General features: G+C 35.3%; 19 protein-coding genes. 12 read left to right on the top strand and 7 right to left on the bottom strand.

What is annotated here, in order from left to right; translation table 11 throughout:
- Positions 1-588 precede the first annotated feature (588 nt).
- A complete protein-coding gene (locus K3248_RS06165) occupies positions 589-1944 on the top strand; it encodes an L-cystine transporter (RefSeq protein ID WP_220717508.1) in 1356 nt (451 codons plus the stop codon).
- A 14-nt stretch (positions 1945-1958) separates the two neighbouring features.
- On the opposite strand, the gene K3248_RS06160 is transcribed toward K3248_RS06165, so the two are convergent.
- Complete coding sequence (locus K3248_RS06160) at positions 1959-2840, bottom strand: methyltransferase domain-containing protein (protein ID WP_220717507.1); 882 nt, start codon at positions 2838-2840, stop codon at positions 1959-1961.
- 195 nt (positions 2841-3035) lie between these two features.
- Here K3248_RS06160 and K3248_RS06155 point away from each other — a divergent pair, with 195 nt between their 5' ends.
- Together K3248_RS06155 and grxC are read left to right on the top strand one after the other, a co-directional pair.
- Positions 3036-3821, top strand: coding sequence for a ComF family protein (locus tag K3248_RS06155; protein WP_220717506.1), 786 nt, complete (start codon positions 3036-3038; stop codon positions 3819-3821).
- Between the two features lie 45 nt (positions 3822-3866).
- Positions 3867-4121, top strand: a complete 255-nt coding sequence (grxC, locus tag K3248_RS06150) for a glutaredoxin 3 (RefSeq protein WP_220717505.1) — start codon at positions 3867-3869, stop codon at positions 4119-4121.
- Positions 4122-4142: 21 nt separating this feature from the next.
- Here the strand turns inward: grxC and ubiG are convergent, their stop codons facing one another.
- Positions 4143-4886: a bifunctional 2-polyprenyl-6-hydroxyphenol methylase/3-demethylubiquinol 3-O-methyltransferase UbiG gene (gene ubiG / locus K3248_RS06145; protein ID WP_220717504.1), complete on the bottom strand. Its 744-nt coding sequence runs from the start codon at positions 4884-4886 to the stop codon at positions 4143-4145.
- 186 nt (positions 4887-5072) lie between these two features.
- Between ubiG and K3248_RS06140 the strand changes: the two genes are divergently transcribed.
- Positions 5073-6329, top strand: a complete 1257-nt coding sequence (locus K3248_RS06140; RefSeq protein ID WP_220717503.1) for an aspartate kinase — start codon at positions 5073-5075, stop codon at positions 6327-6329.
- Between the two features lie 1169 nt (positions 6330-7498).
- Here the strand turns inward: K3248_RS06140 and nhaA are convergent.
- Both nhaA and K3248_RS06130 read right to left on the bottom strand, forming a co-directional pair.
- Positions 7499-8860, bottom strand: a complete 1362-nt coding sequence (gene nhaA / locus K3248_RS06135) for a Na+/H+ antiporter NhaA (RefSeq protein WP_220717502.1) — start codon at positions 8858-8860, stop codon at positions 7499-7501.
- A 147-nt stretch (positions 8861-9007) separates the two neighbouring features.
- On the bottom strand, positions 9008-10714 hold the full coding sequence (locus K3248_RS06130) for an aq_1923 C-terminal domain (RefSeq protein WP_220717501.1): 1707 nt from the start codon (positions 10712-10714) through the stop codon (positions 9008-9010).
- A gap of 363 nt (positions 10715-11077) precedes the next feature.
- Here K3248_RS06130 and K3248_RS06125 point away from each other — a divergent pair, with 363 nt between their 5' ends.
- From K3248_RS06125 to K3248_RS06090, 8 genes are all read left to right on the top strand, one after another.
- A complete protein-coding gene (locus K3248_RS06125; RefSeq protein ID WP_220717500.1) occupies positions 11078-12850 on the top strand; it encodes an SLC13 family permease in 1773 nt (590 codons plus the stop codon).
- 591 nt (positions 12851-13441) lie between these two features.
- A complete protein-coding gene (locus K3248_RS06120) occupies positions 13442-14113 on the top strand; it encodes a tetratricopeptide repeat protein (RefSeq protein ID WP_220717499.1) in 672 nt (223 codons plus the stop codon).
- A gap of 4 nt (positions 14114-14117) precedes the next feature.
- The gene (gene der, locus K3248_RS06115; protein WP_220717498.1) at positions 14118-15545 is read left to right on the top strand and encodes a ribosome biogenesis GTPase Der; all 1428 of its coding nucleotides are present in this window, start codon (positions 14118-14120) and stop codon (positions 15543-15545) included.
- A gap of 630 nt (positions 15546-16175) precedes the next feature.
- Entirely contained in the window at positions 16176-16601 is a 426-nt protein-coding gene (locus K3248_RS06110; protein ID WP_220717497.1) for an AtpZ/AtpI family protein, read from the top strand.
- Positions 16602-16608: 7 nt separating this feature from the next.
- Positions 16609-17367 (top strand): F0F1 ATP synthase subunit A, encoded by a 759-nt coding sequence (locus tag K3248_RS06105; RefSeq protein WP_220717496.1) that lies wholly within the window; start codon positions 16609-16611, stop codon positions 17365-17367.
- A gap of 54 nt (positions 17368-17421) precedes the next feature.
- On the top strand, positions 17422-17652 hold the full coding sequence (locus K3248_RS06100; RefSeq protein WP_004855165.1) for a F0F1 ATP synthase subunit C: 231 nt from the start codon (positions 17422-17424) through the stop codon (positions 17650-17652).
- Positions 17653-17789: 137 nt separating this feature from the next.
- Positions 17790-18356 (top strand): F0F1 ATP synthase subunit B, encoded by a 567-nt coding sequence (locus K3248_RS06095; RefSeq protein ID WP_220717495.1) that lies wholly within the window; start codon positions 17790-17792, stop codon positions 18354-18356.
- Positions 18357-18367: 11 nt separating this feature from the next.
- Positions 18368-18862 carry a F0F1 ATP synthase subunit B gene (locus tag K3248_RS06090; protein WP_220717494.1) on the top strand — a complete coding sequence of 165 codons (495 nt, stop codon included), beginning with the start codon at positions 18368-18370 and terminating at the stop codon, positions 18860-18862.
- A 298-nt stretch (positions 18863-19160) separates the two neighbouring features.
- Here the strand turns inward: K3248_RS06090 and glyS are convergent, their stop codons facing one another.
- The 3 genes from glyS to K3248_RS06075 all read right to left on the bottom strand — a co-directional run bounded on the left by glyS (position 19161) and on the right by K3248_RS06075 (position 24090).
- Positions 19161-21344, bottom strand: a complete 2184-nt coding sequence (glyS, locus tag K3248_RS06085; protein WP_220717493.1) for a glycine--tRNA ligase subunit beta — start codon at positions 21342-21344, stop codon at positions 19161-19163.
- The gene (locus K3248_RS06080; RefSeq protein WP_220717492.1) at positions 21344-22288 is read right to left on the bottom strand and encodes a glycine--tRNA ligase subunit alpha; all 945 of its coding nucleotides are present in this window, start codon (positions 22286-22288) and stop codon (positions 21344-21346) included. The genes glyS and K3248_RS06080 overlap by 1 nt, the downstream gene beginning before the upstream one ends.
- A gap of 107 nt (positions 22289-22395) precedes the next feature.
- Positions 22396-24090, bottom strand: a complete 1695-nt coding sequence (locus K3248_RS06075) for a tetratricopeptide repeat protein (RefSeq protein WP_220717491.1) — start codon at positions 24088-24090, stop codon at positions 22396-22398.
- Between the last annotated feature and the right edge of the window lie 24 nt (positions 24091-24114).

The raw sequence follows: 24114 nt of genomic DNA, 5'->3' as shown, positions 1-24114 counted from the left end.
GTTATATAAGTATAAATTAATTATATAAATGTTATACTTAAAATTTATATTATAAATATGAAAAGATTTTTTATTTATTTATTTCTATAAAATGCTTTTTGATACTTAAAAATTCATAACAGATATTTTAAAGATAGAAACATAGGTTTCATAAAGCTTCAAGAAAGGATATACACAATGAAATAATAAAAGTATTTTGAGATCAATTTAAAAAAAGTGATATAATTTTAGAAAGTTCATTTATTGCCGTTATAAAGGGGCTTGCTACGTAAAATAATAGAAAAAAATAATAATACTATTTACATAAAGAAGGATATTACAATTATTCTTTTATATGGCTCTTCCAGAAGGAGGGCATATCTATTTTAAATGAATTATTATGGATAGTCAAAAAGTGATTTCTTTTGATTTTTTATCTTCTTTAAAGAGCATTTAAGAGATAAAAAGTTCTCTTCTAACTTATAAATTAAAAAAATAATGATTTTTAAAAATTGAGATAAACTTTATATTTGACTTTTAAAGATTATGCATGATTTGAAGCTATGTATTATTTTTCAATATCAAGTACAACAATAGTGGGCATAGACAATGGCATTTCATTTTTTTATTAATTTAGTTCTGTTTATTCTTTTTTTATTATGGCTTGCTCAAAGTAAGAAGATGGAATGGAGTCTCTCCTTACGTGTTATGTTGGGGCTTATATTGGGCTTACTTTTTGGAAGTGTTTTGCAGGTTATTTATGGGGCAGAAGAAACCTCTTTATTAAAATCAGTTGAGTGGTTTAACGTCGTTGGAAATGGGTATATTTTACTATTACAAATGATTGTTATGCCATTGGTTTCTATCTCTATTGTTTCAGCTGTTGCACATTTGCATTCTGTTTATGCTGTTGGTAAAATGAGCGTAATAACAATTTCGATATTGCTCTTTACAACGGCACTTTCTGCATTGGTTGGCGTTTTGGTGGTTAATATCTTTGGGTTAACTGCCAATGGCTTGGTACATGAAGGTCAAAATGTTTCAGCTATTCTTGGAGATCATATTTCTCAACTTGGAGATATGAGTGTGCCAAAGATGATTTTATCCTTCATTCCTAAAAATCCATTTGCTGAATTAAGTGGGGCCAAGCGTACCTCAATTATAAGTGTTGTTATTTTTGCAGCATTTTTAGGAGCCGCGGTTCTTCTTTTAAGAAAGGATGATCCAGATAAAGGAGAAAAGGCCCTTTTATTTATTCAAATTGCCCAATCTTGGATTACACGATTGGTTCGTATTGTGATTGCTTTAACGCCTTATGGTATTTTTGCACTTATGGCTAAGGTAGGAGCGACTTCACGTATTGCAGATATTTTAGATTTATTGATTTTTGTTATTGCCTCCTATGTTGGTATTATCCTTATTTTTGGAATTCATGGTATATTGCTTGGTATATCAGGAATTAATCCATTTCGCTTTTTTAAAAAAGTATTACCGGTTTTGACATTTGCTTTCAGCAGTCGTTCAAGTGCTGCAAGTATTCCTTTAAATATTGAAGCACAAACAGAGTGGATTGGTGTTCCACAATCTATTGCAAGTTTTGCGGCCTCTTTTGGAGCAACGATTGGACAAAATGGTTGTGCTGGTCTTTATCCAGCGATGCTTGCAACCATGATAGCGCCATCTGTGGGGATTAATCCTCTAGATCCTACTTGGATTGCTACTCTTATTGGGGTTGTAACATTAAGTTCTATCGGTGTTGCCGGTGTTGGGGGCGGTGCAATTTTTGCTGCATTAATTGTATTACCAATTATGGGGCTTCCTGTTTCTTTAGTTGCTGTACTCATTTCTATTGAACCTTTAATTGATATGGGGCGTACAGCTCTTAATGTAAGCGATTCAATGTTAGCAGGCACAATAACCAGCCAGATGTTACGAACAACGGATAAAAATATTCTTGAAAAATAGCTTTTATGTTGAGGTTATAGTTTTGAGGGGGAAGATAAAATATCTGCAAGAGATATTTGTGCAGAGCCAGGTCGTATAGGTTTTTGTTGATTTGGATGGGGAGCCCAACCAGAAAGCCAAATGAAAGAAAAATGCGCACGAATACGACCATCGGGATCGCTAAAGCGTTGGGCATAAATTTCAGCCGCGCGAAGAAAAAAGCGTTTAGATACGGGACGTCGTGAGCGATTAATAAGTGCATTTTGCATTCCCATAGCTTTAAGGTCATGTAGAAGATCGAACATTGTATTATAGCGTATCGTAATTTCTTCAACATCTACTACGGGTAAAGCAAAACCAGCACGCTGTAAAAGAGCACCTACGTCACGGATATCAGCAAAGGGATAAATCCTTGGGCTTGCTCCTCCATAAATTTCACTTTCAGCTTGGAGCAAGCATTCTTGTAATTCTGCTAGCGTACCAACTCCAGCCATCACAGCAAGAAATAAACCATCTGGTTTAAGGATATTTTTTATCTGACTTAGAACACCTGGGGTATCATTGGTTAATTGTAATGAAAGAAGCGAAACGATAAGATCACAATAATGTTGGGGAAAGTTAAGCAATTCTCGACGACGTAAATGAAATTTTTTATCGTGACTTTGATAAAGCATATCAGTTTCTACGCGTTCTACGGAATGGACTTTCCCAGATTTCATTAAAGCTTGTGCTGCAAGATCTGTATGACTGTGTAAATCTAGGGCTAACGTAAAAAGACGGTCAACAGTAGTGAGACGTTTATAGAGATCTTCAGCCATGAGAGACAATAAAAAATCACATCCCTCTTTTGCTTTTTGGAAAGCACGTTTTCGGAATTGTTCAATACGCTCATGATCAAAAATAAAGGGATATGACATTTCGTTAAAGTCTTTCGATTTATGAGAGAAAATATTTTGAAAAGGTTAATTTTTACACACATTCTGTCAAGTCTATAATGTGAAAGAAGTATAAATTTATAAGAAGTAAGAATTTTTAAAGAAATGAAGTTTATAAATTAAGGAAATACAAAAACAACTTTGTTTTAAGAAAAATTATAAAAACCTAAATTTATAATGTTATACTTTCGAGAAGCGGCTTTAAATAGCGGTGATATATTAAGTAAGTTTATTGAAGGCTTAAAAACAGTTTTATATCCACCGATTTGTCCTGGATGTAAGCAAAGAGTTTCTACTTATGGCACAATTTGCTCTGAATGTTGGAAAGGTCTCCAATTCATCACAAAACCCTATTGCCCTATTATGGGAGTTCCTTTTGTTTGTGATATGGGGGATGGCTTTCTCAGTGGTGAAGCTCTTCAAAATTCCTATCCTTTTTCACGTGTTCGTTCTGCTATTGTTCATAAAGGAGTAGCACAAACTTTAGTAACACGATTAAAATATGGTGACCACGTAGAATTGGCATCCTTTATGGCTAATTGGATGATGTTTGCTGGGCGAGAGGTTATTGATGAATGTGATGTTATTATTCCTATTCCATTGCATTTTCGTCGTTTTTGGAAGAGGCGTTATAACCAATCTGCTGAGCTTGCTCGTTATATTGCAGCGTCACAAAAAAAGCTTTTAAAACCGAGTTGGCTTGTTCGTTGTCGACATACGCGTCCGCAAGTAAGTCTTTCTTCAAAAGAACGAAAGCTTAATGTAAAGAATGCTTTTAAGGTTTCTCATAATATTAAAAAAAATTTAAAAGGGTGTTCTATTTTATTGATTGATGATGTTTTTACAACAGGTGCAACCGTCACTGCTGCAGCTGCAGCCTTAAAACATGCAGGAGCGAAACAGGTTGATGTACTAACATTTTCACGTGTATTAAAAGAGGAATCAATTTTTCCTTCTTTTTAAGAGAAATGAAAATTAATATTATAAAAAATATTGGAGAATAATACTATGAAAGAGATAATACTTTATACACGTCCTAACTGTCCTTACTGTATTAAAGCGCGTGATCTACTTGATAAAAAAGGTGTAAAATATACAGATATTGATGCTTCAACGTCTCTTCGCCAAGAAATGGTACAACGAGCGAACGGACGCAATACATTTCCACAAATTTTTATAGGTGATTATCATGTAGGTGGTTGTGATGACCTTTATGCTTTAGAAACGGAGGGAAAACTTAATTCTTTGTTACAAGACGCGTGATATTTGTGGACTATGTGTGGTTTAAGATCGTTTTGCAAGGAGCAGATAATTAACATCTGTATCCTTTGAGCGATTCCAACTATCGTTTAATGGGTTATAAGTAATACCTATTTCATCGATAATAGTCAGAGCGTTTTTTGATAAGAGGCTTTTAAGCTCTTGAGGTTTCAAGAACTTTTTGTAGTCATGGGTTCCTTTAGGAAGCCAACGCAGGATATATTCGGCACCTACAATAGCAAGGCCCCAAGCTTTCCACGTACGATTGATTGTTGAAACAAACATCAACCCTTGTGGTTTAAGCATTTTTGTGGTGGCTTCTATGAAGAGATTAACATCGGCTACGTGTTCAACGACTTCCATATTAAGGATAATATCAAATTGTTCTCCTTCATCGGCAAGCTTTTCTGCAGTAGTGGCATGATAATCAATAGAAAGTCCATTTTGGATTGCGTGAATTTTTGCAACTTCAATATTTGTTTGTGCAGCATCAACACCTACGACCGTAGCACCAAGACGAGCCATTGGTTCGCATAACAGTCCACCACCACAGCCAATATCAAGAATTTTTAAATTTTTAAAAGGCATAAGTGAAATAGGATCACGATTAAACTCTAAGCAGACTTTTTCTCTAATGTAGGCAAGGCGTGTTGGGTTAAATTGATGAAGTGGCCGAAATTTTCCTTGTGGATTCCACCATTCTGTAGCAATGCGTGAAAAATGATCAATTTCACTTTGATCAATAGTGGTGCGTGTTTCATTGACCATATGAGTTTCCTTTTTATTTTAAATCAGCAAGTCAGGTATATTTTATCAAAGTTAAAATAAATTAATATAGAAGCATAACTAAACTTGCACAAAAGATAGATATTCTGTATGTCGAAAAGATAATTAGTTGATATGATAGTAAGATCTTATATACGATAAGAAACATAAAAGTTAAGAGTATTGTTGATGGCACGGATTGTCATGAAATTTGGCGGAACATCTGTAGCAAATATTGAATGTATTCATAATGTTGCGCAGCATGTAAAAAGAGAGGTGGCAGCAGGCCATGAGGTTGCTGTTGTAGTATCTGCGATGGCCGGTAAAACCAATGAGCTTGTCCAATGGACATATGATGCTTCACCAGTACATAAAGATGCTTACGAATATGATGTGATTCTTGCCTCTGGTGAGCAAGTTACAGCAGGGTTGTTGTCTCTTACACTTCAGGCAATGGGCGTAAATGCACGTTCATGGTTAGGTTGGCAGATCCCCATTCATACGGATAGTGGACATAGCCGTGCACGTATTACAGATATTGATGGATCTCTTTTAATACAGCGTTTTCAGGAAGGCCAGGTTGCAGTTATTGCTGGCTTTCAAGGGGTAACACCAGATAATCGGATTTCTACTTTAGGACGTGGTGGATCAGATACAACTGCTGTTGCAATAGCGGCAGCTGTGCAAGCTGATCGCTGTGATATTTACACAGATGTGGATGGTGTCTATACAACAGATCCACGTATAGAACCTAAGGCCCGTCGTTTACCAAAAGTAGCTTTTGAAGAAATGCTGGAAATGGCTTCTCTTGGGGCAAAAGTTTTACAGGTTCGTTCTGTTGAATTGGCGATGGTTCATAAAGTTCGTACCTTTGTACGTTCAAGTTTTGAAGATCCCGATGCGTTAGGCATGGATGATCCAATGAACTCTTCTGGAACACTTATTTGCGATGAGGATGAAATCGTGGAACAACAGAATGTTACTGGTATTGCTTTTGCTAAGGATGAGGCACAAATTTCGCTTCGTCGGCTTGCAGATCGCCCTGGGATCTCTGCAGCAATCTTTGGTCCTTTAGCTGAAGAACGAATTAATGTTGATATGATTGTACAAAATATTTCTGAAGATGGGTCAAAGACTGATATGACTTTTACTGTTCCATCAGCAGATGTTCATAAAGCTGTTTTACTTCTTGAGAAAAATAGTGAAGAGATTGGGTTTGATGTTATTCAATTTGAGAGTGATCTTGCTAAGATATCTGTTATTGGTATTGGAATGCGTAGTCATGCAGGTGTTGCGGCTACAGCTTTTAAAGCTCTAGCTGAAAAAGGTATTAATATTAAAGCAATCACAACTTCTGAAATTAAGATTTCCGTTTTGATTGATAGCGCTTACACTGAACTTGCAGTCAGAACGTTACATGCTGTTTATGGACTTGATAAAGGGTAAGTTCTTTTTAGCGCGAAAAGTTTAAGATTTTACACTAAGGAACTTTAATGTGCTTAGTGTCGCATCTATGGTGTTTAGAGGAACTCTCTCAAAAAGATCTTATGCTGAAACAGAGAGATTCTCGACATAAAACAACTTAAATTATGAATGGTGTAATAGATAAAATAGATCTTAATAAAGATGTTTGTAATTCTATGCGGTCTTTGAAGCAATATTCTAGCTCTTTTATTATTTTATGTGGGTTTAAGATGCGTGAAAAGACAACTCAAACAAAAAAAAATCGCTCTTGCTTACAAGAAAAACATATAATATGAAATTTTCAACCTAATAATTGGTATAGAAATAATCAAGAATTTAGAGATTATTTAGAGAATGGAAAAGCAATTGATTCGTTGCTTTTAGCAGTAATATCATTGGAATGATCACCCCTTTTTAAACTTCATCGTAAAGTATATTAATCAGTGATCAATATATTTATTCTAGTTTTGCTTATGTTCATACTCGAGGGCACTCTTTTAAAAGTGTGATGAAGTTAAATCAATTTTTTTCAAGATCTCATATCACATTTTTTTATTTTCGCCTGTTATTATTCTCGAACAGTTGAAAAAAAGGATAGTTTAGCCTTAAAATAGGGGAAAAAACTCTCACTTATTAAAAAAGTTTAGGAAGTATATCAACTATTTATTAGAAATAGACAAGAGATTTATTGCAATTTATGGAACTAATACTATTTCTTTAGTTCATAATCAGATACGATTTTATATAGATAAAGTTTATTTTAATTATGAATAAATGTACAAATTTATTTATAATTATCTGCAGTATATTTGTTTTTATAGGCTAGTTTAGATATAGATTTAGAATTTTAAAAATATAAGTGTTATATTGTACATACTAAGCAGACTATATCAGCATGATAGTATGTAGAACTATAAAGAGTAAGCACAGAGTAAATGCAATAAAGGCAGCTGCTTTTAAAATTTGGCATTCTCTTGCTTTTGATAAATGAAACAGCCAAAATGGTGTTTAATATTTTTTACAAGAAACTTTAAATTGCTCATTTAATCAGAGAGAATATAAGATAAAAATATCTTAACAAGTAAATCAAGCATAAGGACAGTCTTAATTATATTAGAAAACCAGTATAATAAAGAAAATAATAGTTTGGTTTATTGAGAATTATCAAAAGATTTTTTATTGCATTTTATATAAATAATTCCATATCCAAGACCTATGAGAGCAGATAAACCAGATCCACAAAGGACACCAATTTTTGCAGAATCAAGCAGGACAATATCCTTAAAGGCAAGCATCGCAACAAAGATAGACATTGTAAAGCCAATACCTGCTAAAAAACCAATTAGTAACATACCTGTCCATGTCATATGAGGAGGTAAGCGGCATATCCCTGATTTTACGGCTAAATAACTAGCAGTAATAATCCCAAGAGGCTTACCAATAAAGAGACCAATGATAACGCCAAGAACAATTAAGAATGATTGATTAGAAGAAAGGTCAAAATTTGCAAAACTAACTCCAGCATTTGCAAAAGCAAAAATTGGCATAATACCATATGCAACCCATGGATGCAGTGTTTTTTGAATCCGTGTTACTGGAGCAATCATATCACGTTGTCCTTTGCGCATTTTTTTTAATGCAGCAGAGATATGATGGAGATCTTTTTTAGTATCTTTTTCTTGAAGAATTTGCATAGCATTGCTTAGAATAGTGAGGGGCGCTACAAGAGTACGCGTAGGATACACTGGGGTCATCATACCTAAAATAACACCCGCAAGCGAGGGGTGAACACCTGCTACCATTAAGCCCCACCAGATGATTGCACCTGGTAGAATGTAGAGCCATGCCGATGCAAGTCCAATCCATTGAAAAAAGAGTACTAAAGCAATACCCGCTGCTGCAATCATAAAACCGTTTGGATCAATGTTTGTTGAGTAAAAAAAGGCAATGATAAGAACAGCAATGATGTCATCAATAATGGCTAATGATAAGAGAATGATATGAAGGTTAGAAGGAATTCTTTTTCCGAGAAGAGCAAGAATGCCCAGTGCAAAAGCAATATCTGTTGCGGTTGGTACGGCCCAACCATGAATATGGCCATTATTTAAATTGAAGATAAAATAAATAATTGCCGGAAGACAAACGCCACCTATTGCTGCAATAATTGGTAAAATTGCTTGTTTAAAATCAGCAAGAGCACCTTCATGAATTTCACGACGAATTTCCATTCCAGCTACAAGAAAGAAAACAGTCATGAGAGCATCATTAACCCAGAAATGTAAATCCCATGAAAGGGTAAAATGACCAAAGTTAAAACCAAGGGGTGTATGCCAGAAAGATTCGTAAAGCAAGGCATATTCAGAATTAGCAAAAATAAGTGCACTGGCAGCGGCTAATAAAAGAACAATACCGCTAAGGGCTTCGATATGAAGAAAACGCTCGAGAGTGGAAAGAGCCTGATTTGTGACACGAGCAGCACGATTAGGCGGGCGATTTGAAGATAAATCAGACATCAACAACTCCAAATATCGACAATTTTACGAATATATCTTTTTAGATTATCATGTATGCTTTTCCCTTTTACCATACAAGAAACAAAAGAAGAATAAAGTTCTTAAATCTTATTAACAAGATCGTTATGTTTAAAACCAAAAATGTTTTTAGGATGATACTTTATTTTTGATAGAAAGATGCACTTTACTAAGAGCAGTCGACAAATCATTTTTTAAGGCGGATTCAAGGTCAAAGAGTGTAAGTCCCTTACCATCCTTTGCTTTAATTTGAATGATTAACGTTTGCGGATTTTGAGCAAAGTCACCAAAAGCCTTGGAAATATTTTCAGCTTCATAGTGATTTTTGAGAAATATTTTTGGGCTTTGTGTCATTATTAGATAGAAGTCGTCATAGAGTTCTTTTTTAAGATCATGTTTTCTATCACCAAGATTTTGTGCAAGATAAGAAAAAAGCTTATCAATAAAACCAGCATCTGTATAACGTATATCAATTTCATTGATGCCAAGATCTTGAGAAGCATCCATCATTACATTTTTATGACCAGAGAAGAGTTTTTCATCAACATCAATAACTTTGGCAGATATTTTCCCAGAACCTATATCTTTTATATTGAAAGACATTGTATTAAGAAAAATTGCGTGCTTCTGCTCATCATAAAAAATATCCAACTTTCCTGAAAGATCAAGACGCTCTAAGTTCATTTTTTTGAGGAAATCTAAATCTTTTTGTTCCATTTTATGAGGTAAGATTGCAACATTATTAAGAGAAAGAAGAAGCCTTTTGGGTATAGGTTGTTCCCATCGGCTTGGTTCAAAATCAAATGATTCAAGTGTTGCTTTAAGTTGTGGGATATCAATGTTCACATTATTAACTTTTGCATCAGTTGAGGTAATAGCAAGCAGAGTATTAACGAGAAGATCGTTTCGTGCTATTTTTTCAGCTTCCTGATTATTTTTTTTCCTTGCGTTAAGATAAGCATTAATCAATTTTTCAGGTGTTTGTTCAAGAGGCTTCATCTTAAGACCAGATGTTTTAAATTGGCCAAGAGAAAAAGAGGCATATTTTTTCGTTTTTTCAAAAATATCGATGGTTATATTATTCAGAGAAAGAGGGCCAATTACGGTTTTTCCTTGATTAAGAAGGTGTTTTTTTCCAAAAATAAGAGAATAGGCGTAATTAACATCAATATTATGCGCTTTTATTATACCACTGTTAGCGGTAAGATAGCTTTGTTTGGCACTATTTTCTGTTATCTTTGTAAGATTCATATTTTTGATGCCAATAAAATGAATGTGACCATTTTTAAAGTCAGAAAGTTTAAAACCTTTTATTTCAACTTTTTCAGTGTGTTCATTTTCATGTTTTATAGAAAGTTGTATATTGGGAGCAACAATTGAGGCAAGTTCAAAACGCATGATTGATTGTAAAAGATGCGGTGTGATTGTTCTATCTTTTGCTTTTAAGGATACACTGTTAAGAGAAATTTGGGGAATTTGTACATGAATATTGTTACGCTTTAAATCAACGTTATACAATGTAAAAGTTCCCGGAATAAAGGAAATAGGAGGACGAGCCGAAATAGCGCCAATTTTCAGTGATATACCTGCAGGAGTTGGAAGCGTAACATTTGTTAAGTTAACTTTGCCTATGATGCTAACTTCGGATGTCTCTGCTTTTATGGAACGTCGAGCTATTTCTCGCTTTACAAAACTATCCAAATAGGGTTTTGCCATATAAAACCCCCCTACGACTATAATAACGAGAATAGCAATAAATCCAAGAATATATGTTAGCCAGTACTTTAAATAATCTTGGTACCGACCATTAAAATTGACCATTATTTTTTCTTTCATGTTTATCACTCTATGAGAGAGTATAGATGAATTTCTTTAAGCAATTACAAAGGCTCAGATGTAGTACATAGTAGTTGAATAGTATTTTTATTCTCTTTTACATGTAGAGTCATTCTCATTTTTTTTACAATATGCTTTTAAGATCTGTCACCAATTTTCTTTGGTTTCAACATTTTAATAAAATAAACTGTTATTATATCATAACAGATAAGGGAAACTATATGCTAATTATAGTTTTATCACTTTAAATTATTCTCAAACTTGTATTCATAGTTGCTTTTATCTTGCTGCTGTTTATAGGAAAAGTTAAAACACAAAGAATATATTGTTGTTCATTGTAATTTCATGGGGAGAATGAGTATCATGACAGAAAATCAAATAATGGCTTTTTCTATCATTGGTCTCATGATGATTGTTTTTATTTGGGATAAGTTTCGTTATGATCTTGTAGCTATTTGTACATTATTGATTTCTTGCATTGTTGGCCTTGTCAATCCCAAAGAGGCATTTAGTGGGTTTAGTAATGATATTGTTATTATTGTAGGGAGTGTATTTGTCGTCAGTACGGCAGTATCGCGCTCTGGTATCATGGAGTTTATTATCCAAAGAATATGGCCTGATGTGAAATCTGTGCGTCTTCAATTGGCTTTTTTAGTTTTTTCAGTGATGTTTCTATCAATGTTTGTTAAAAATATTGGCGCTTTGGCTATCATGTTACCGATTGCTTTTCAATTTGCTCGTCGTTCTCAAGTTTCACCTTCTGTCTTTTTAATGCCAATGGCATTTAGTTCTTTATTGGGTGGTCTTATGACACAGATAGGAACTTCTCCTAACGTTGTTATTTCAGCTATGCAAGAACGTTTAGCAGGGGTGCCTTTCACTATGTTTGATTTTACTCCAGTTGGTGCGGCTGTTGCGACTGTGGGAGCATTATATCTAGTCTTTTTCTCTTGGCGTTTACCTGTACGCGTACGTTCAGGTGTATCGTTTGATGATGCTATTGATATTCGTAATTATGTTTCAGAAGTGCATATCCCGACATATTCACCGATTGTGGGGAAAACCATTGTTGATCTTGTTAAGCCATCAGGTGGTGATGTTATGGTACTTCAAGTTATTAGAAATAAAGTATCTATTTCACCCTTGCCAGATTTTATTTTGTCTGAAAATGATATTATTGTTTTAGAAGGTTCGCATACGGGATTAGATAGTGTGATGAACTCTGCTCGTTTAGAGTTTTTTACAGGCCAAAAGACTTCTAAAGGTGATAAAGACAAAGATATTGATATTATTGAGGCGGTTATTACCCATAATTCGCCTCTTATTGGCATCAGTGCAAAAAAGTTTTCTCTCTTTGATGGAGATGATGTGAATTTACTTGCTTTAAGTCGTCAATATGAAAGGGTACGGGGAAGACTTGGCGATATTATTTTTCATCTTGGAGATGTAATTGTATTACAGGGGCAAGAGACGGTTATTCCAAATTTGTTAAGAGAACTAAAATGTTTTCCTTTAGCTAAACGTAATATTGTATTTGGTAATTTACGACATGGCTTTGCCTCTTTAGTTATTTTATTTATAGCAATCATTTGTACGGCTTTTCACATTGTTCCAGTTGCATTTGCTTTTTTTTCTGCAGCAGCTGCAATGGTTATCTTTAGGATTTTGCCTGCACGTGATTTGTATCAGGCATTAGATGGCCAAATCTTAGTATTGTTAGCCGCTCTTATTCCTGTTAGTGCGGCGCTAGAGAAGACAGGGTGCACAAATCTTATAGGTCAGTGGCTTAGCCAATTAGCAGTATTTCTTCCGCCATCTGGTGCATTAGCACTGATGCTCGTAACAGCTATGTTGGTAACACCATTTTTAAATAATGCAGCAACAGTTATGATGGTAGCACCAATTGCCTCTAGCTTTGCTCACTCGCTTCATTATAAGCCTGAAGCTTTTTTGATGGCTGTTGCAATTGGTGCAGGGTGTGAATTTCTTACACCTATTGGACATCAAAGTAATATGCTTGTGATGGCTCCAGGGGGATATCGTTTTAGTGATTATCCACGTTTTGGTGCTCCATTGGCGATTTTGATAGTTATTGTTGCTGTTCCAATGCTCATGTGGGTTTGGCCATTACAATAGAATATTTTCAAGGTTGTTATAGGTATTGATTGCAAAAAGCATCAATAAGATGAAAGAAAGTTAAGATATCAAATTGGTAAAAAGGTGTTCACTTGGTTGTTATGTTTTTATTATGCTATCTTATGAAGTTTTAATATTTGTCTTATTCTATAGTGCTATATTTTTATTGTATTACAGGTATTTTCGCTCATAAAGATGCATTATATCTTTTTGTCTGAGGATTTTTAATGAATTAATTTCCCTTATAATTCTACGATTGAAGATATTTGAAAAGTATAATGCAACAGTTGCTTTTCAAATTTTCATAGGTTGTTTAATTGAAAAGGGATATGAAGAAAATTTAACGAGAGATGTATATGTCGACTAGACATGAAGAAGTGATCATTTTTTTATAAATAAGTATATACTGTGAACAAAAAGACAGTAGCATCGTTTTAAAGGGATGGAATTGCAAAAGTTTTAATTATTCAGATATACATTGATTGAAAGCAAAAAGATTAACAATTTGAAGATTTTTAGTTACTAAGGGCTACCATCTTTTTTTATTTATGCGTAAAAGTGTAGAAAGTAATTTTTTTCAAGGTCTGATATATGTCGTATGATAGTTTTATTGCTGAAGTTAATGCAGAAGTTCGTCAAGAAAAGGCTCGTGCTTTTTGGAAACGTTATGGGTTTTCAATTATTGCTGCAGTTATTGTTTTTTTACTGATGATCGTTATTTATCAAATTTACCATCATGAGCAAATGAAGAAAGCTGGTGATATTGGTGATGCATTTTTAAAAAGCCTTGATTTGGCAGATACACATCATTTTGATGAAGCGATAAAGCAGTTAGAAAATGTAAAAGCTTCTCATTTTGGGGGATATCCTTTTCTTGCTCGTTTGCGTGAAGCTTCTTTACGCATGGAGGAGGGTGATACTGTTAAATCGGTGGAAGCTTTTGATTCTGTCGCAATGGATGAAAAAGCACCGCAAATTTTGCGAAAAGTTGCAAAAATTCGGGCTGCTTATATTTTGATTGATACAGGGACTTTGGATGACGTAAAAAAACGCGTTAAAGATATGGACAATGATATAGATCCTATGCGCATGTCAGCAAGAGAAGCTTTGGGGTTGGCGGCGTATAAAGCAAATAAAATGGATGAAGCGGTTGATTATTTTAAAAAAATCTCTGAGGAAGGGGCTTTAGGGATAAAAATAACAGATCGTGCTCAAATAATGCTTGAGCTTATACAAGCTGAGGGCAAGGCAAATAAGGAATAAATTTATGAGCCTTACCATTGCTATAGTTGGTCGCCCTAATGTTGGTAAGTCAACACTTTTTAATCGTTTGGTTGGGCAAAAATTGGCTTTAGTTGATGATAAACCAGGCGTGACGCGTGATAGGCGTATTCATGCAGCAAAGCTTCAAAATCTATGTTTTGATGTTGTTGATACGGCTGGGTTGGAAGAAGCGGATGAGCATACACTTGCAGGTCGTATGCGTTCTCAAACAAAAGCAGCTATTGATGAAGCTGATCTTATTTTATTTATGTTTGATGCGAAAAGCGGAATAATACCGAGTGATTTACATTTTGCTTCACTGGTACGCAAGTCTGGGAAACCAATGATACTTGTTGCTAATAAGTCTGAATCAAAAGCGGCCAAAGAGAGAGAGTACGAAGCATGGTCATTAGGTTTAGGGGAGCCTTGTTCAATATCTGCAGAACATGGTTTGGGATTTACAGATCTTCATGATGCAATTATAGATGCTGTTGGTACAGAGCGCGCGTTTAAAAAAAACAATGATGAAGAATCTATTGTTGTAGAACCAGCATCTGTTGGTGATGATGTAGGAGATTTGCAGGAGGAGGGGTTTGTTTATGATGAAAATAAACCTATTCGGATTGCAATTGTTGGTCGTCCCAATACAGGAAAATCAACTCTTATCAATAGTATGTTGAAACAAGATCGTCTATTAACAGGGCCTGAAGCGGGGCTTACGCGTGATTCTATTTCTGTGGATTGGCAATGGCGCAATCGACATATTAAACTTTTTGATACTGCAGGATTACGTCGAAAATCAAAAGTTCAAGAAAAATTAGAAAAACTTTCTGTTGCTGATACGTTACGTGCCATTCGTTTTGCAGAGGTGGTGGTGATTGTTTTTGATGCAACAATACCTTTTGAAAAGCAGGACCTACAAATTTCTGATCTTGTGATTCGTGAAGGGCGTGTTCCAATTATTGCTTTTAATAAGTGGGATCTTGTTGAAAATAGCCAAGAAACATTGATTAATTTACATGAAAAATGTAACCGTCTTCTTCCTCAAGTGCGTGGTTTAAGAGCTGTTCCTGTATCTGGTCAATATGGGCAAGGGATTGATAAACTTATAGAGAACGCTACGATAATGCATCGTGTGTGGAATCGCCGTATCTCTACGGCGAAATTAAACCAATGGCTTGAAGCTGTTGTTGCACATCATCCACCACCTGCTGTTTCGGGGCGTCGCCTTAAGGTAAAATATATCACACAGATTAAGATACGTCCTCCAGGGTTTATGATTTCTTGTTCACGACCCAAAGTAATGCCCCAATCGTATTTGCGCTATCTTTCTAATGGATTACGCGATACATTTGATATGCTTGGTGTACCAATTCGCATATCATTACGGGCATCTGATAATCCTTTTGTTGCACACTCTCAAAGAAAATAACTTCTTTTTTAGCAACTGAAATAAATTATTCATAATATAAAAGCAGGATAATATTGGAAAGAGAAGAGTATCGTAATGCTGTTGGCTTATATAAAGGAAGCTTGTTATGCTTTTCTTTTAAGATATTAAGAGACATTGGTAAAATGATATGCCAACATTTCTCTTTCTCTATTCTCATAAGAATGGAAATATTGGCTGAATTTGCCAATATTTAAATATAAGTAAGATGGTTCAAAGTTGTATTTGAAATTCTCGTTATATGATTCTATTTGCGTAATACATATCAAGCTTATAAGCTTTATTGATGCTAATTTTTTTGAATTAGGATAGGGATAAAATGTATAATAGCTGATTTCTTTAGAGGATAATCTTTTACAATATTATATTACTAGAATTATAACGCAAGGACAGTTATGGTTTTCTCACAAGTCTATATATTATTATATAGATTAGAATGATGATTGGAAGATAGTTAATGGGGTGTCTTTTCTAAAATAAAAAAACGCGTTATTTATACGATAAATTGTGATAGATCTCTTTTAACAGCTTGACGAATAAATTTGGGAACAATATGATGCCCACGTTTTTTGAGATAGGTTTTTATTCTGCTTTTTGACTAAGGAGCCAATTATGGCAAAGGGCGAGAAACCCGTTATGCCACCTACGGAATCTGGAGAAAAAAAGCAAAGAGAGTGTTTTGATTCAGAGGATTTAGAATGTCGTAGTCAGAGGTTAAGTCTAGCTTTAATGCATAAAAAAGCATTAAAGAAATGGGGGGATAAGAACGAGGGAAAAGGAAAACAAGGGGAAGTTGCGGGCGCAGTGAAGCTTTCCAGTGAGTTTTTGGCGAGTGTTATTGTTGGTGCCGTATTAGGTTTAGGATTTGATAAATTAGCAGGTTCATTACCATGGGGATTGGTATTTTTTCTTTTTCTTGGATTTGCTGCTGGTATATTAAGTATTCTACGGTCTGTGGGGTATGTTGCCCCAAGTAAATTAGGGAAAGGGCGCACATCGCGTCAAGATAAAGAGGCCAAGAAAAGGTCCAATAAATGAGGTTGAAGTGACATCACACGCTCCAGATCCTGTCCATCAATTTGAGATTTCGCGGTTGATTAATATTTCTATAGGAAATATGGATTTATCGTTTACAAATGTATCATTTTTTATAGTCGCTACTGTTGTTATAACTTCAGTTTTTCTTTTTCTTTCATCATCAAGTCGTGGTTTGATTCCAACACGTATGCAGTCCATTTCAGAGATGGCGTATGAATTTGTTGCATCAACTTTACGCGAATCTTCGGGTGTACAAGGAATACAGTTTTTTCCTTTAGTTTTTTCTCTCTTTACTTTTATTTTAGTTGCGAATTTTATAGGTCTTTTTCCTTATTTCTATACAATTACCTCTCAAATTATGATTACTTTTTCGCTTGCAATGCTAGTAATTTTAACGGTAATCTGCTACGGTTTTTATAAGCATGGGGTTGGTTTTTTAAAATTGTTTGTTCCCAGTGGGGTCCCGGTTGTTATTTTACCCTTAGTGACAATGATTGAGGTTATTTCTTTTCTTTCCCGCCCTATTAGTCTTTCTCTTCGTCTTTTTGCTAATATGCTGGCTGGTCATATTACTCTTAAAGTATTTTCTGGTTTTATTGTCTCAATGACTGGATTAGGAGTCATGGGCATTGGCGGTTCAATTCTACCGCTGATCATGACCGTAGCGATTACTGCTCTTGAATTTTTGGTTGCATTTCTTCAAGCATATGTCTTTACGGTTTTAACTTGTATGTATCTTAATGATGCGGTTCATCCGAGCCATTAATAAAACGGGCGGGTTTCCGTCAAATAATGCAATTTCGCTTCAAAGGAGAATAATATGGAATTAGTGCTTGCAGCAAAATACATTGGTGCTGGTCTCGCGTGCTTTGGTATGGCTGGAACAGCTTTGGGCCTTGGAAATATTTTTGGCAGCTATCTTTCTGGTGCGTTGCGCAATCCATCAGCGGCAGATAGCCAATTTGGCCGTCTCGTTTTTGGTTTTGCTGTGACGGAAGCATTGGGTATTTTTTCATTGCTCGTTGCTTTGTTGCTTCTTTTTGCGGTTTAATCACTTTCAAAAGGGTATGTTTGTTCTTTGATAAAAAGAGAAAGACTTACCCTTTTATCTGTTAACGAAAAAATGTGTATCAACTGTCAACGATTTTGAGTAGTGGGCCTTAATAAATTGTTTGAAGGATAAAAAAGATGTTTGTTTCAAACGCTTATGCACAGACCGCGGAAAAACTGGTAGAAAATGTCAAAAATGCGGCAGAGCATGCGGATCGTGTGTTTCCACCTTTTGATTTTGTACATTTCGGTTCGCACTTTTTTTGGTTAGCAATCTCTTTCGGACTTTTTTACCTTTTTATCTCTCGTATAATTGTACCGCGTATTGGTGGTGTTATCGAAACGCGCCGAGATAGAATTGCATCTGATTTAGATCAAGCAATGCGTATGAAGCAAGAAGCAGATAGTGTGGTTGAAACCTATGAGCGGAAATTAGCAGAAGCGCATTTAAAGGCTCATATTATAGCACAGGAAGCGGGTGAAGAGTTAAAAGAAAAGGTTGAGCTTGAACGAAAGGAAGTTGAAGAATCTTTAGAAAAAAAGCTAAAAGATGCAGAAAAGAAGATAGCAGGAATTCGGGATAAAGCTATGCAAAATGTTGATGCTATCGCAGAAGAAGTTGCTTTTGAAATCGTTAAAAAATTGATTGGTGTCAATATCAGCACAGAAGCAGTTCGTTCAGTTGTTAAAGCTACGGATTACTAAAGGATATAAGGATGACGGATACTTTTTGGGCTTTTGTTGGGCTTATATTTTTTCTAGCCCTTTTAGTTTATTTCAAAATTCCACAGATGGCTATACGTCATCTTGATGCACGTGCACAGCGTATCAAGGATGAACTTGATGAAGCTCTTCGCCTTCGTGAAGAAGCACAGGAACTTCTGGCTGAATATCAGCGAAAACATGTTGAAGCAGAAAAAGATGCACAAGAAATTATTGCAGCGGCAAAGCATGAGGTTGCAGCCGTTATAGCTGAGGCACGTATGAAAGCAGAAGAATACGTAAAAAATCGCAATAAACTAGCAGAGCAAAAAATTGCTCAAGCGGAGGCTGATGCGATACGTATGGTTTCTTCTTCAGCTATTGATTTAGCAATTTCTACAGCACGTACGCTCATTGCAAAAGAAATGGATTCTCAAAAAGCCAACGAACTCATTAAAGAGGCTCTTGTGGAAGAATCTCTTACCAAAATGAAAACATATTTCCATTAAATATTTATGTACCTTAATGGGGGTGTTAGATAATTTAAAGAGAGATTTTCTTTGAAAGAAGGGGCACTTCTGCGCTAAAAAGCAATTTTTTTGTTTCTATACCTTTAGATTCAAGAGTACAATATTTTCTCTTCATAATTATAGAGTGCTGCTTTTTCTGTAAGTTTTATAATTTTTTAAAACTGTTTTAAGTTTGAGAGCGGGTTATCCATTATATTTTATATTCTACGATGTAAAAACTAGAAAACGAAAACTTCCTCCTTATAGTTTTTATTAATTGGTAGAATATGTTTAAAGGCTAGATAATAATTTTTGAGAAGTCTGTAACTGTTTGGACCATGGTGTTTATATGCTGAAGAAGAATGAAGCGATTCATACGCACATGAGGATTTTCGTGATTCACTAATACGTTTTCGAAAAATATATTAATAAAGTGTCCAAGAGGGGCTAGCATATTAAGTGTAAATGAATAGTTGGCTGTATGAATATGATCACGAACTTTTTCTTCTATCTCAATGGTTTTTTGATAGAGCTGCTTTTCTTCTATTTCAATCAAAAATTCAGGATTAATTTCATTCGTTATTATTGTATTTTTTGAGAATTCATTTTCAAGAATGTTTGTAATTCGCTTTATAGCAGCTAAAAAGCAGCTTCCATCATTTGTATTGATAAAGGTAATAAGTGATTCAACATGACGCGCAACCAATAAAAAATCATCAGCATTTTTATCTAAAACAGCTTCAATAGCATCAAAACGAGCACCTTCTTCTTTGAGGTAAATTTTTAAACGATCATGAAAAAAGAATAACAGATCCGATAAGATATCTTCTATTTGAAATGTCTCATATTCGTTTTTTTGTTGTAAAAAAAGATTTGCTGCCAAATGAAACAGTGGCATAAGATTAATTTTCCAATCACGCGAGAGCACAAGCCTAATAATTCCTAATGCTGCTCTTCTTAATGCATAGGGATCTTTTGAACCAGTTGGTTTTTCATGAATAAGCCAGAAGCCAACGAGTGTATCAATTTTATCAGCCAATGCAAGTGCTATAGCAAGAGGCTCTTGCGGAATGCGATCTTTTGGGCCTTGAGGTTTATAATGATCTTCGATGGCTTCAGCGACGCGAGGATCTTCTCCTTGAAGAAGAGCATATTTTCGTCCCATTAGCCCCTGTAGCTCAGGAAATTCTCCAACAATTTCTGTTTGTAAATCAGCTTTTGCAAGAAGTGCAGCACGTTTTGCTAAAAGAGGATCAGTTTGCACCAAAAGAGCAATTGCTTGTACAAGTGCCGTAATACGTTCTACTCTTGCACCTTGCGTACCTAACTTGGCATGGAAAGTTACATTTAAATGGTCTAGTCGTGCCATTCTTTGATCAAGGGGCTTGTTTAAATCAAGTCCAAATTTTTTTATAGAAAATTCCAAGTGTTTAAGGTCAGGCAAATTATGCTGATCTGTTTGCCAAAAATAAAGTGCATCAGAAAGACGTGCACAGACAACTTTACTATTTCCTTTAGAAATTTCTTTGCCTTTATCGCTTGCGAGAATATTAGAAACGAGGATAAAGTGATGAGATAATTTGACTTTTTCCCCCTGTTTTCGAGTGACAAAACATTTTTGATTCACACGAATAGTTAGGCGAATAATTTCTGGAGGAATATCAAGGAAAGATTTATCAAAATTGCCCATAAGCACGACAGGCCACTCAACAAGTCCTGCAACTTCTTCTAAGAGAGCACTATCCTCAACCAGTTCTAGACCATTTGCGAAGCAAAGATTTTGGGCATCAGCCAAAATAATATTTTTTCGTCTTTCTGCATCTAAAATAACTTTGTGCTCTTCAAGTTGTGTAATATAGTCATCAAAACGGCGAACTTGGAATGGTTTTCCATTACTTAAAAAACGATGACCATATGTAAGGTTATTGCTTTTGAGAGAACCAATGGTAAAGGGAATAACACGCGTTTCACCAATTTCTGGGCCAAAAACGCAGAGAATATTTTGTAAAGATCTAATCCACTTTAGTGCGCCACTTTTTTCTGAATCTTTGCCCCAACGCATAGATTTAGGCCATGGGAAATTACGAATAACATCTGGTAAAATATCGGCGAGAATTTCTTCTGCATCTCGGCCTTTTTTAATGATCTTAGCGATATAAAAATCACCTTTTTTACTATCATGCACAACCTGTGCTTCGGAAATATCACTTAATCCAGTTGAACGCAAAAAACCGTCAATTACATGTTGTGGTGATTTTATACTGGGACCTTTACGTTCTTCATGAAAATCTTTTGAACGCAGAGAAAGGCCGCGTATATCTAATGTTAAACGACGGGGTGTCCAATATTCACGAGCCGCTTTATAGGTCAAGCCTGTTTTTATAAGTTGATTTGTAATACAGTTTTTGAGATCAGCCGCAGCTTTTCGTTGCATACGTGCTGGGATTTCTTCACTAAAAAGCTCAAGAAGAAGATGAGACATTAGGTTTCTCCATTCTTGTGTATTTGACCAGCTTCTGTAAGGAGAAAGGCTTCTCCACAGCGGCGTGCAAGATCACGAACGCGAAGAATATAACTTTGTCTTTCAGTTACAGAAATAACGCCACGTGCTTGTAAAAGATTAAAGATATGACTGGCTTTAATACATTGATCATAAGCAGGAAAAACACATAAATGTAAGCCATTTTCTTGATTTGGTTTTCCAGCTTCAAGAAGTGCGATACATTCTTGCTCTGCATCAATAAAATGTTGGTGCAATAATTTGGTATTAGCAAACTCGAAATTATAATATGAGTACTCTTGTTCTGCTTGTAAGAAAATATCTCTATAACTTATTTTATTTTCTCCATCTAAACCATTAAAATTCAGATCATAAACATTATCAACACCTTGAATATACATTGCAAGACGCTCAAGACCATATGTGAGTTCTCCTGAAACTGGAGCACATTCAAGGCCACACACTTGTTGGAAATAAGTAAATTGAGAGATTTCCATTCCATCGCACCAGCATTCCCATCCAAGTCCCCAAGCACCAAGTGTTGGACTTTCCCAATCATCTTCAACAAAGCGAACATCGTGCAGTTTTGTATTAAGACCAATGGCTTGTAGCGATTGAATATAAAGCTCTTGTAAATTAGGAGGAGAAGGTTTGAGAAGGACTTGAAATTGATAATAATGCTGTAAACGATTTGGATTTTTACCATATCGGCCATCTGTTGGACGTCGAGAAGGCTGGACATAAGCTACTTTCCAAGGACGCGGTCCTAGTGAACGTAGCGTTGTTGCAGGATGAAAAGTTCCAGCGCCGACTTCCATATCATAAGGTTGCAAAATTGCACATCCATAATTGGCCCAATAATTTTGCAAAGTTAAAATTAGTCCCTGAAAAGAACGTGTAGGGTTGAGATATTCAGGCAGTTTCACACTTTATACTCTTTCATGTTTGATCAACAAATAGCAATTAAAGAAATGCCATCTTCCATACCTGTACCTGTCTATTGTTTCATAAGAAGGTGGTCAAGTATTGTTATTTATTGCAAGCCAAATTTTAATTTTTTTTGGATTTCCTCAGAGTTTTTTGCATTTCCATCAATTGCATGATTCCACTGAAATATTGCTTCACGTTTTCGTCCAATTTGCCAATAGGCATCACCTAAATGATCATTTAATGTTGGATCTTCAGGTTGCAATATGACAGCATTTTCTAATATCTGAACAGCTTTGTTATATTGTTTAAGTTTATAATAAGCCCACCCTAGAGAATCCAAGATATAACTATTGCGCGATTGTAACGCTGAGGCTTTTTGTAGCATATGGAGAGATTCTTCAAGTTTTTGATCGCGATCGATAAGAGAATAAGCAAGATAGTTAAGAACTTGTGGTTGATTAGGAAAAAATTCAAGCGCTTTTCGTAAATCAGCTTCAGCTTTTGGCCATTGTTGTAAACGTTCAAAAGCGACACCCCGCTGATAAAAGAGTTTCCAATCATTTCGTTGAAAGTTTTTTATTTGTGCAATAGCATAGTTCAAACTCCGCGTGGCTTCGACAAATTTATTGTTTTGTATATAGAAAGCAACGAGTGTTATCAAAATGTGGCGATCATGAGGAAATCTTTTCTGTAATGAGGTAAGGAGTTTAATGGCTTCATTGTAATTCTTATTATTTGCAAGAAGGAATGCAAGGTGAAGTTGTCCGTCTTTATAATAAGGAGATTGAGGCGGTAAAGCATGGTAAAGTTTTATTGCTTTATGAAGATCACCTAATTCAGCAGAAATATGTGCAAGTTGAAACAGTGTTGCATCATTTTGAGGGTATAAGGAAAACGATAACTGTTTAAAAATACGTGCAATTCGCCCTGAATTTTTGTAGTTAAGGGCTGTGCCAAAGTTATACAATACCTCTCCTGCTCCTTGTTGAGGTGTTTTAATCAGTTTTTCTAAAGAAGCGTTTTTTTCAATTTTTTTGCGAATGTTGTTGAGAACTTCTCGTCCTGACAGCATTTGCTCGCCATGTTTAAGAGTTTGAAGAGCTTGTACACGCATATTATGACGCAATTGGAAGGAAGCATAGGCTATGATAATACGTTCATAGGTATTAGGAGCTATAAGAGTTCCTTGTTTGTTATTGAGTGCTTGAATAAAATATTTTTTTGCGTCCTGTGTTTGTTCTGCTAAGTCGCACATAAGAGCAAGATGATAATCTATAAAAAGCTTATACCAATTAGGTCCTTTAATTTTTTGAAGCTCAGCGATTGCTTCAGATTTTTGTCCAGATCCAAATGTAGCCCAAGCACTAATGAGCTCAGATATTGGGTTATTAGATATAGACGCTTTTTGTAATTGTAAAAGCAGTTTAGCATTTTGATAATCTTTTTTAATGAGACTTTCTATTGACAATGTTAAGGAAACAAAGGGAGTGATAATATTTTTCTCTTTAAGTTTTTTAGCTTGCTCAACAGCTTCTTTAAAGGCACCAACGGAAAGAAAGGCTTCTAAAAGCTCTTTTTGTGTTTCAATGTTACCAGGTTGATAAATGAGTGCTTGTTGAAAATATTTAATGGCAAGATCTGTTTTATTTTCATGATTTGCAACTCTTCCCGCTAAATAGGCACCTGTAAATGAGTTGCTCTTAAGAGTAGCATTTGTTTTGCTATAGGTAGATGATGGCATCAGCATGATACCCGCGAAACAGAAAATAAAAAAGCGGGATACTGTTGCACTGCACATAGAGTTAATCCTCTTCAAGATAAT

Source organism: Bartonella raoultii (assembly GCF_019659805.1).
Lineage (GTDB): Bacteria > Pseudomonadota > Alphaproteobacteria > Rhizobiales > Rhizobiaceae > Bartonella > Bartonella raoultii.
Note: the sequence above shows the minus strand (reverse complement) of the source record. Positions and strands in the feature narration are given on the sequence as shown.

Bases quoted from the DNA above. Each gene is read 5' to 3' on its own strand.
- grxC (WP_220717505.1), top strand. From the start codon at position 3,867: ATGAAAGAGATAATACTTTATACACGTCCTAACTGTCCTTACTGTATT.
- K3248_RS06090 (WP_220717494.1), top strand. From the start codon at position 18,368: ATGACGGATACTTTTTGGGCTTTTGTTGGGCTTATATTTTTTCTAGCC.
- K3248_RS06130 (WP_220717501.1), bottom strand. From the start codon at position 10,714: ATGAAAGAAAAAATAATGGTCAATTTTAATGGTCGGTACCAAGATTAT.
- K3248_RS06095 (WP_220717495.1), top strand. From the start codon at position 17,790: ATGTTTGTTTCAAACGCTTATGCACAGACCGCGGAAAAACTGGTAGAA.
- K3248_RS06110 (WP_220717497.1), top strand. From the start codon at position 16,176: ATGGCAAAGGGCGAGAAACCCGTTATGCCACCTACGGAATCTGGAGAA.
- K3248_RS06165 (WP_220717508.1), top strand. From the start codon at position 589: ATGGCATTTCATTTTTTTATTAATTTAGTTCTGTTTATTCTTTTTTTA.
- K3248_RS06075 (WP_220717491.1), bottom strand. From the start codon at position 24,090: ATGTGCAGTGCAACAGTATCCCGCTTTTTTATTTTCTGTTTCGCGGGT.
- K3248_RS06160 (WP_220717507.1), bottom strand. From the start codon at position 2,840: ATGTCATATCCCTTTATTTTTGATCATGAGCGTATTGAACAATTCCGA.
- K3248_RS06155 (WP_220717506.1), top strand. From the start codon at position 3,036: ATGTTATACTTTCGAGAAGCGGCTTTAAATAGCGGTGATATATTAAGT.
- K3248_RS06120 (WP_220717499.1), top strand. From the start codon at position 13,442: ATGTCGTATGATAGTTTTATTGCTGAAGTTAATGCAGAAGTTCGTCAA.
- K3248_RS06140 (WP_220717503.1), top strand. From the start codon at position 5,073: ATGGCACGGATTGTCATGAAATTTGGCGGAACATCTGTAGCAAATATT.
- der (WP_220717498.1), top strand. From the start codon at position 14,118: ATGAGCCTTACCATTGCTATAGTTGGTCGCCCTAATGTTGGTAAGTCA.
- ubiG (WP_220717504.1), bottom strand. From the start codon at position 4,886: ATGGTCAATGAAACACGCACCACTATTGATCAAAGTGAAATTGATCAT.
- glyS (WP_220717493.1), bottom strand. From the start codon at position 21,344: ATGTCTCATCTTCTTCTTGAGCTTTTTAGTGAAGAAATCCCAGCACGT.
- nhaA (WP_220717502.1), bottom strand. From the start codon at position 8,860: ATGTCTGATTTATCTTCAAATCGCCCGCCTAATCGTGCTGCTCGTGTC.
- K3248_RS06125 (WP_220717500.1), top strand. From the start codon at position 11,078: ATGACAGAAAATCAAATAATGGCTTTTTCTATCATTGGTCTCATGATG.
- K3248_RS06100 (WP_004855165.1), top strand. From the start codon at position 17,422: ATGGAATTAGTGCTTGCAGCAAAATACATTGGTGCTGGTCTCGCGTGC.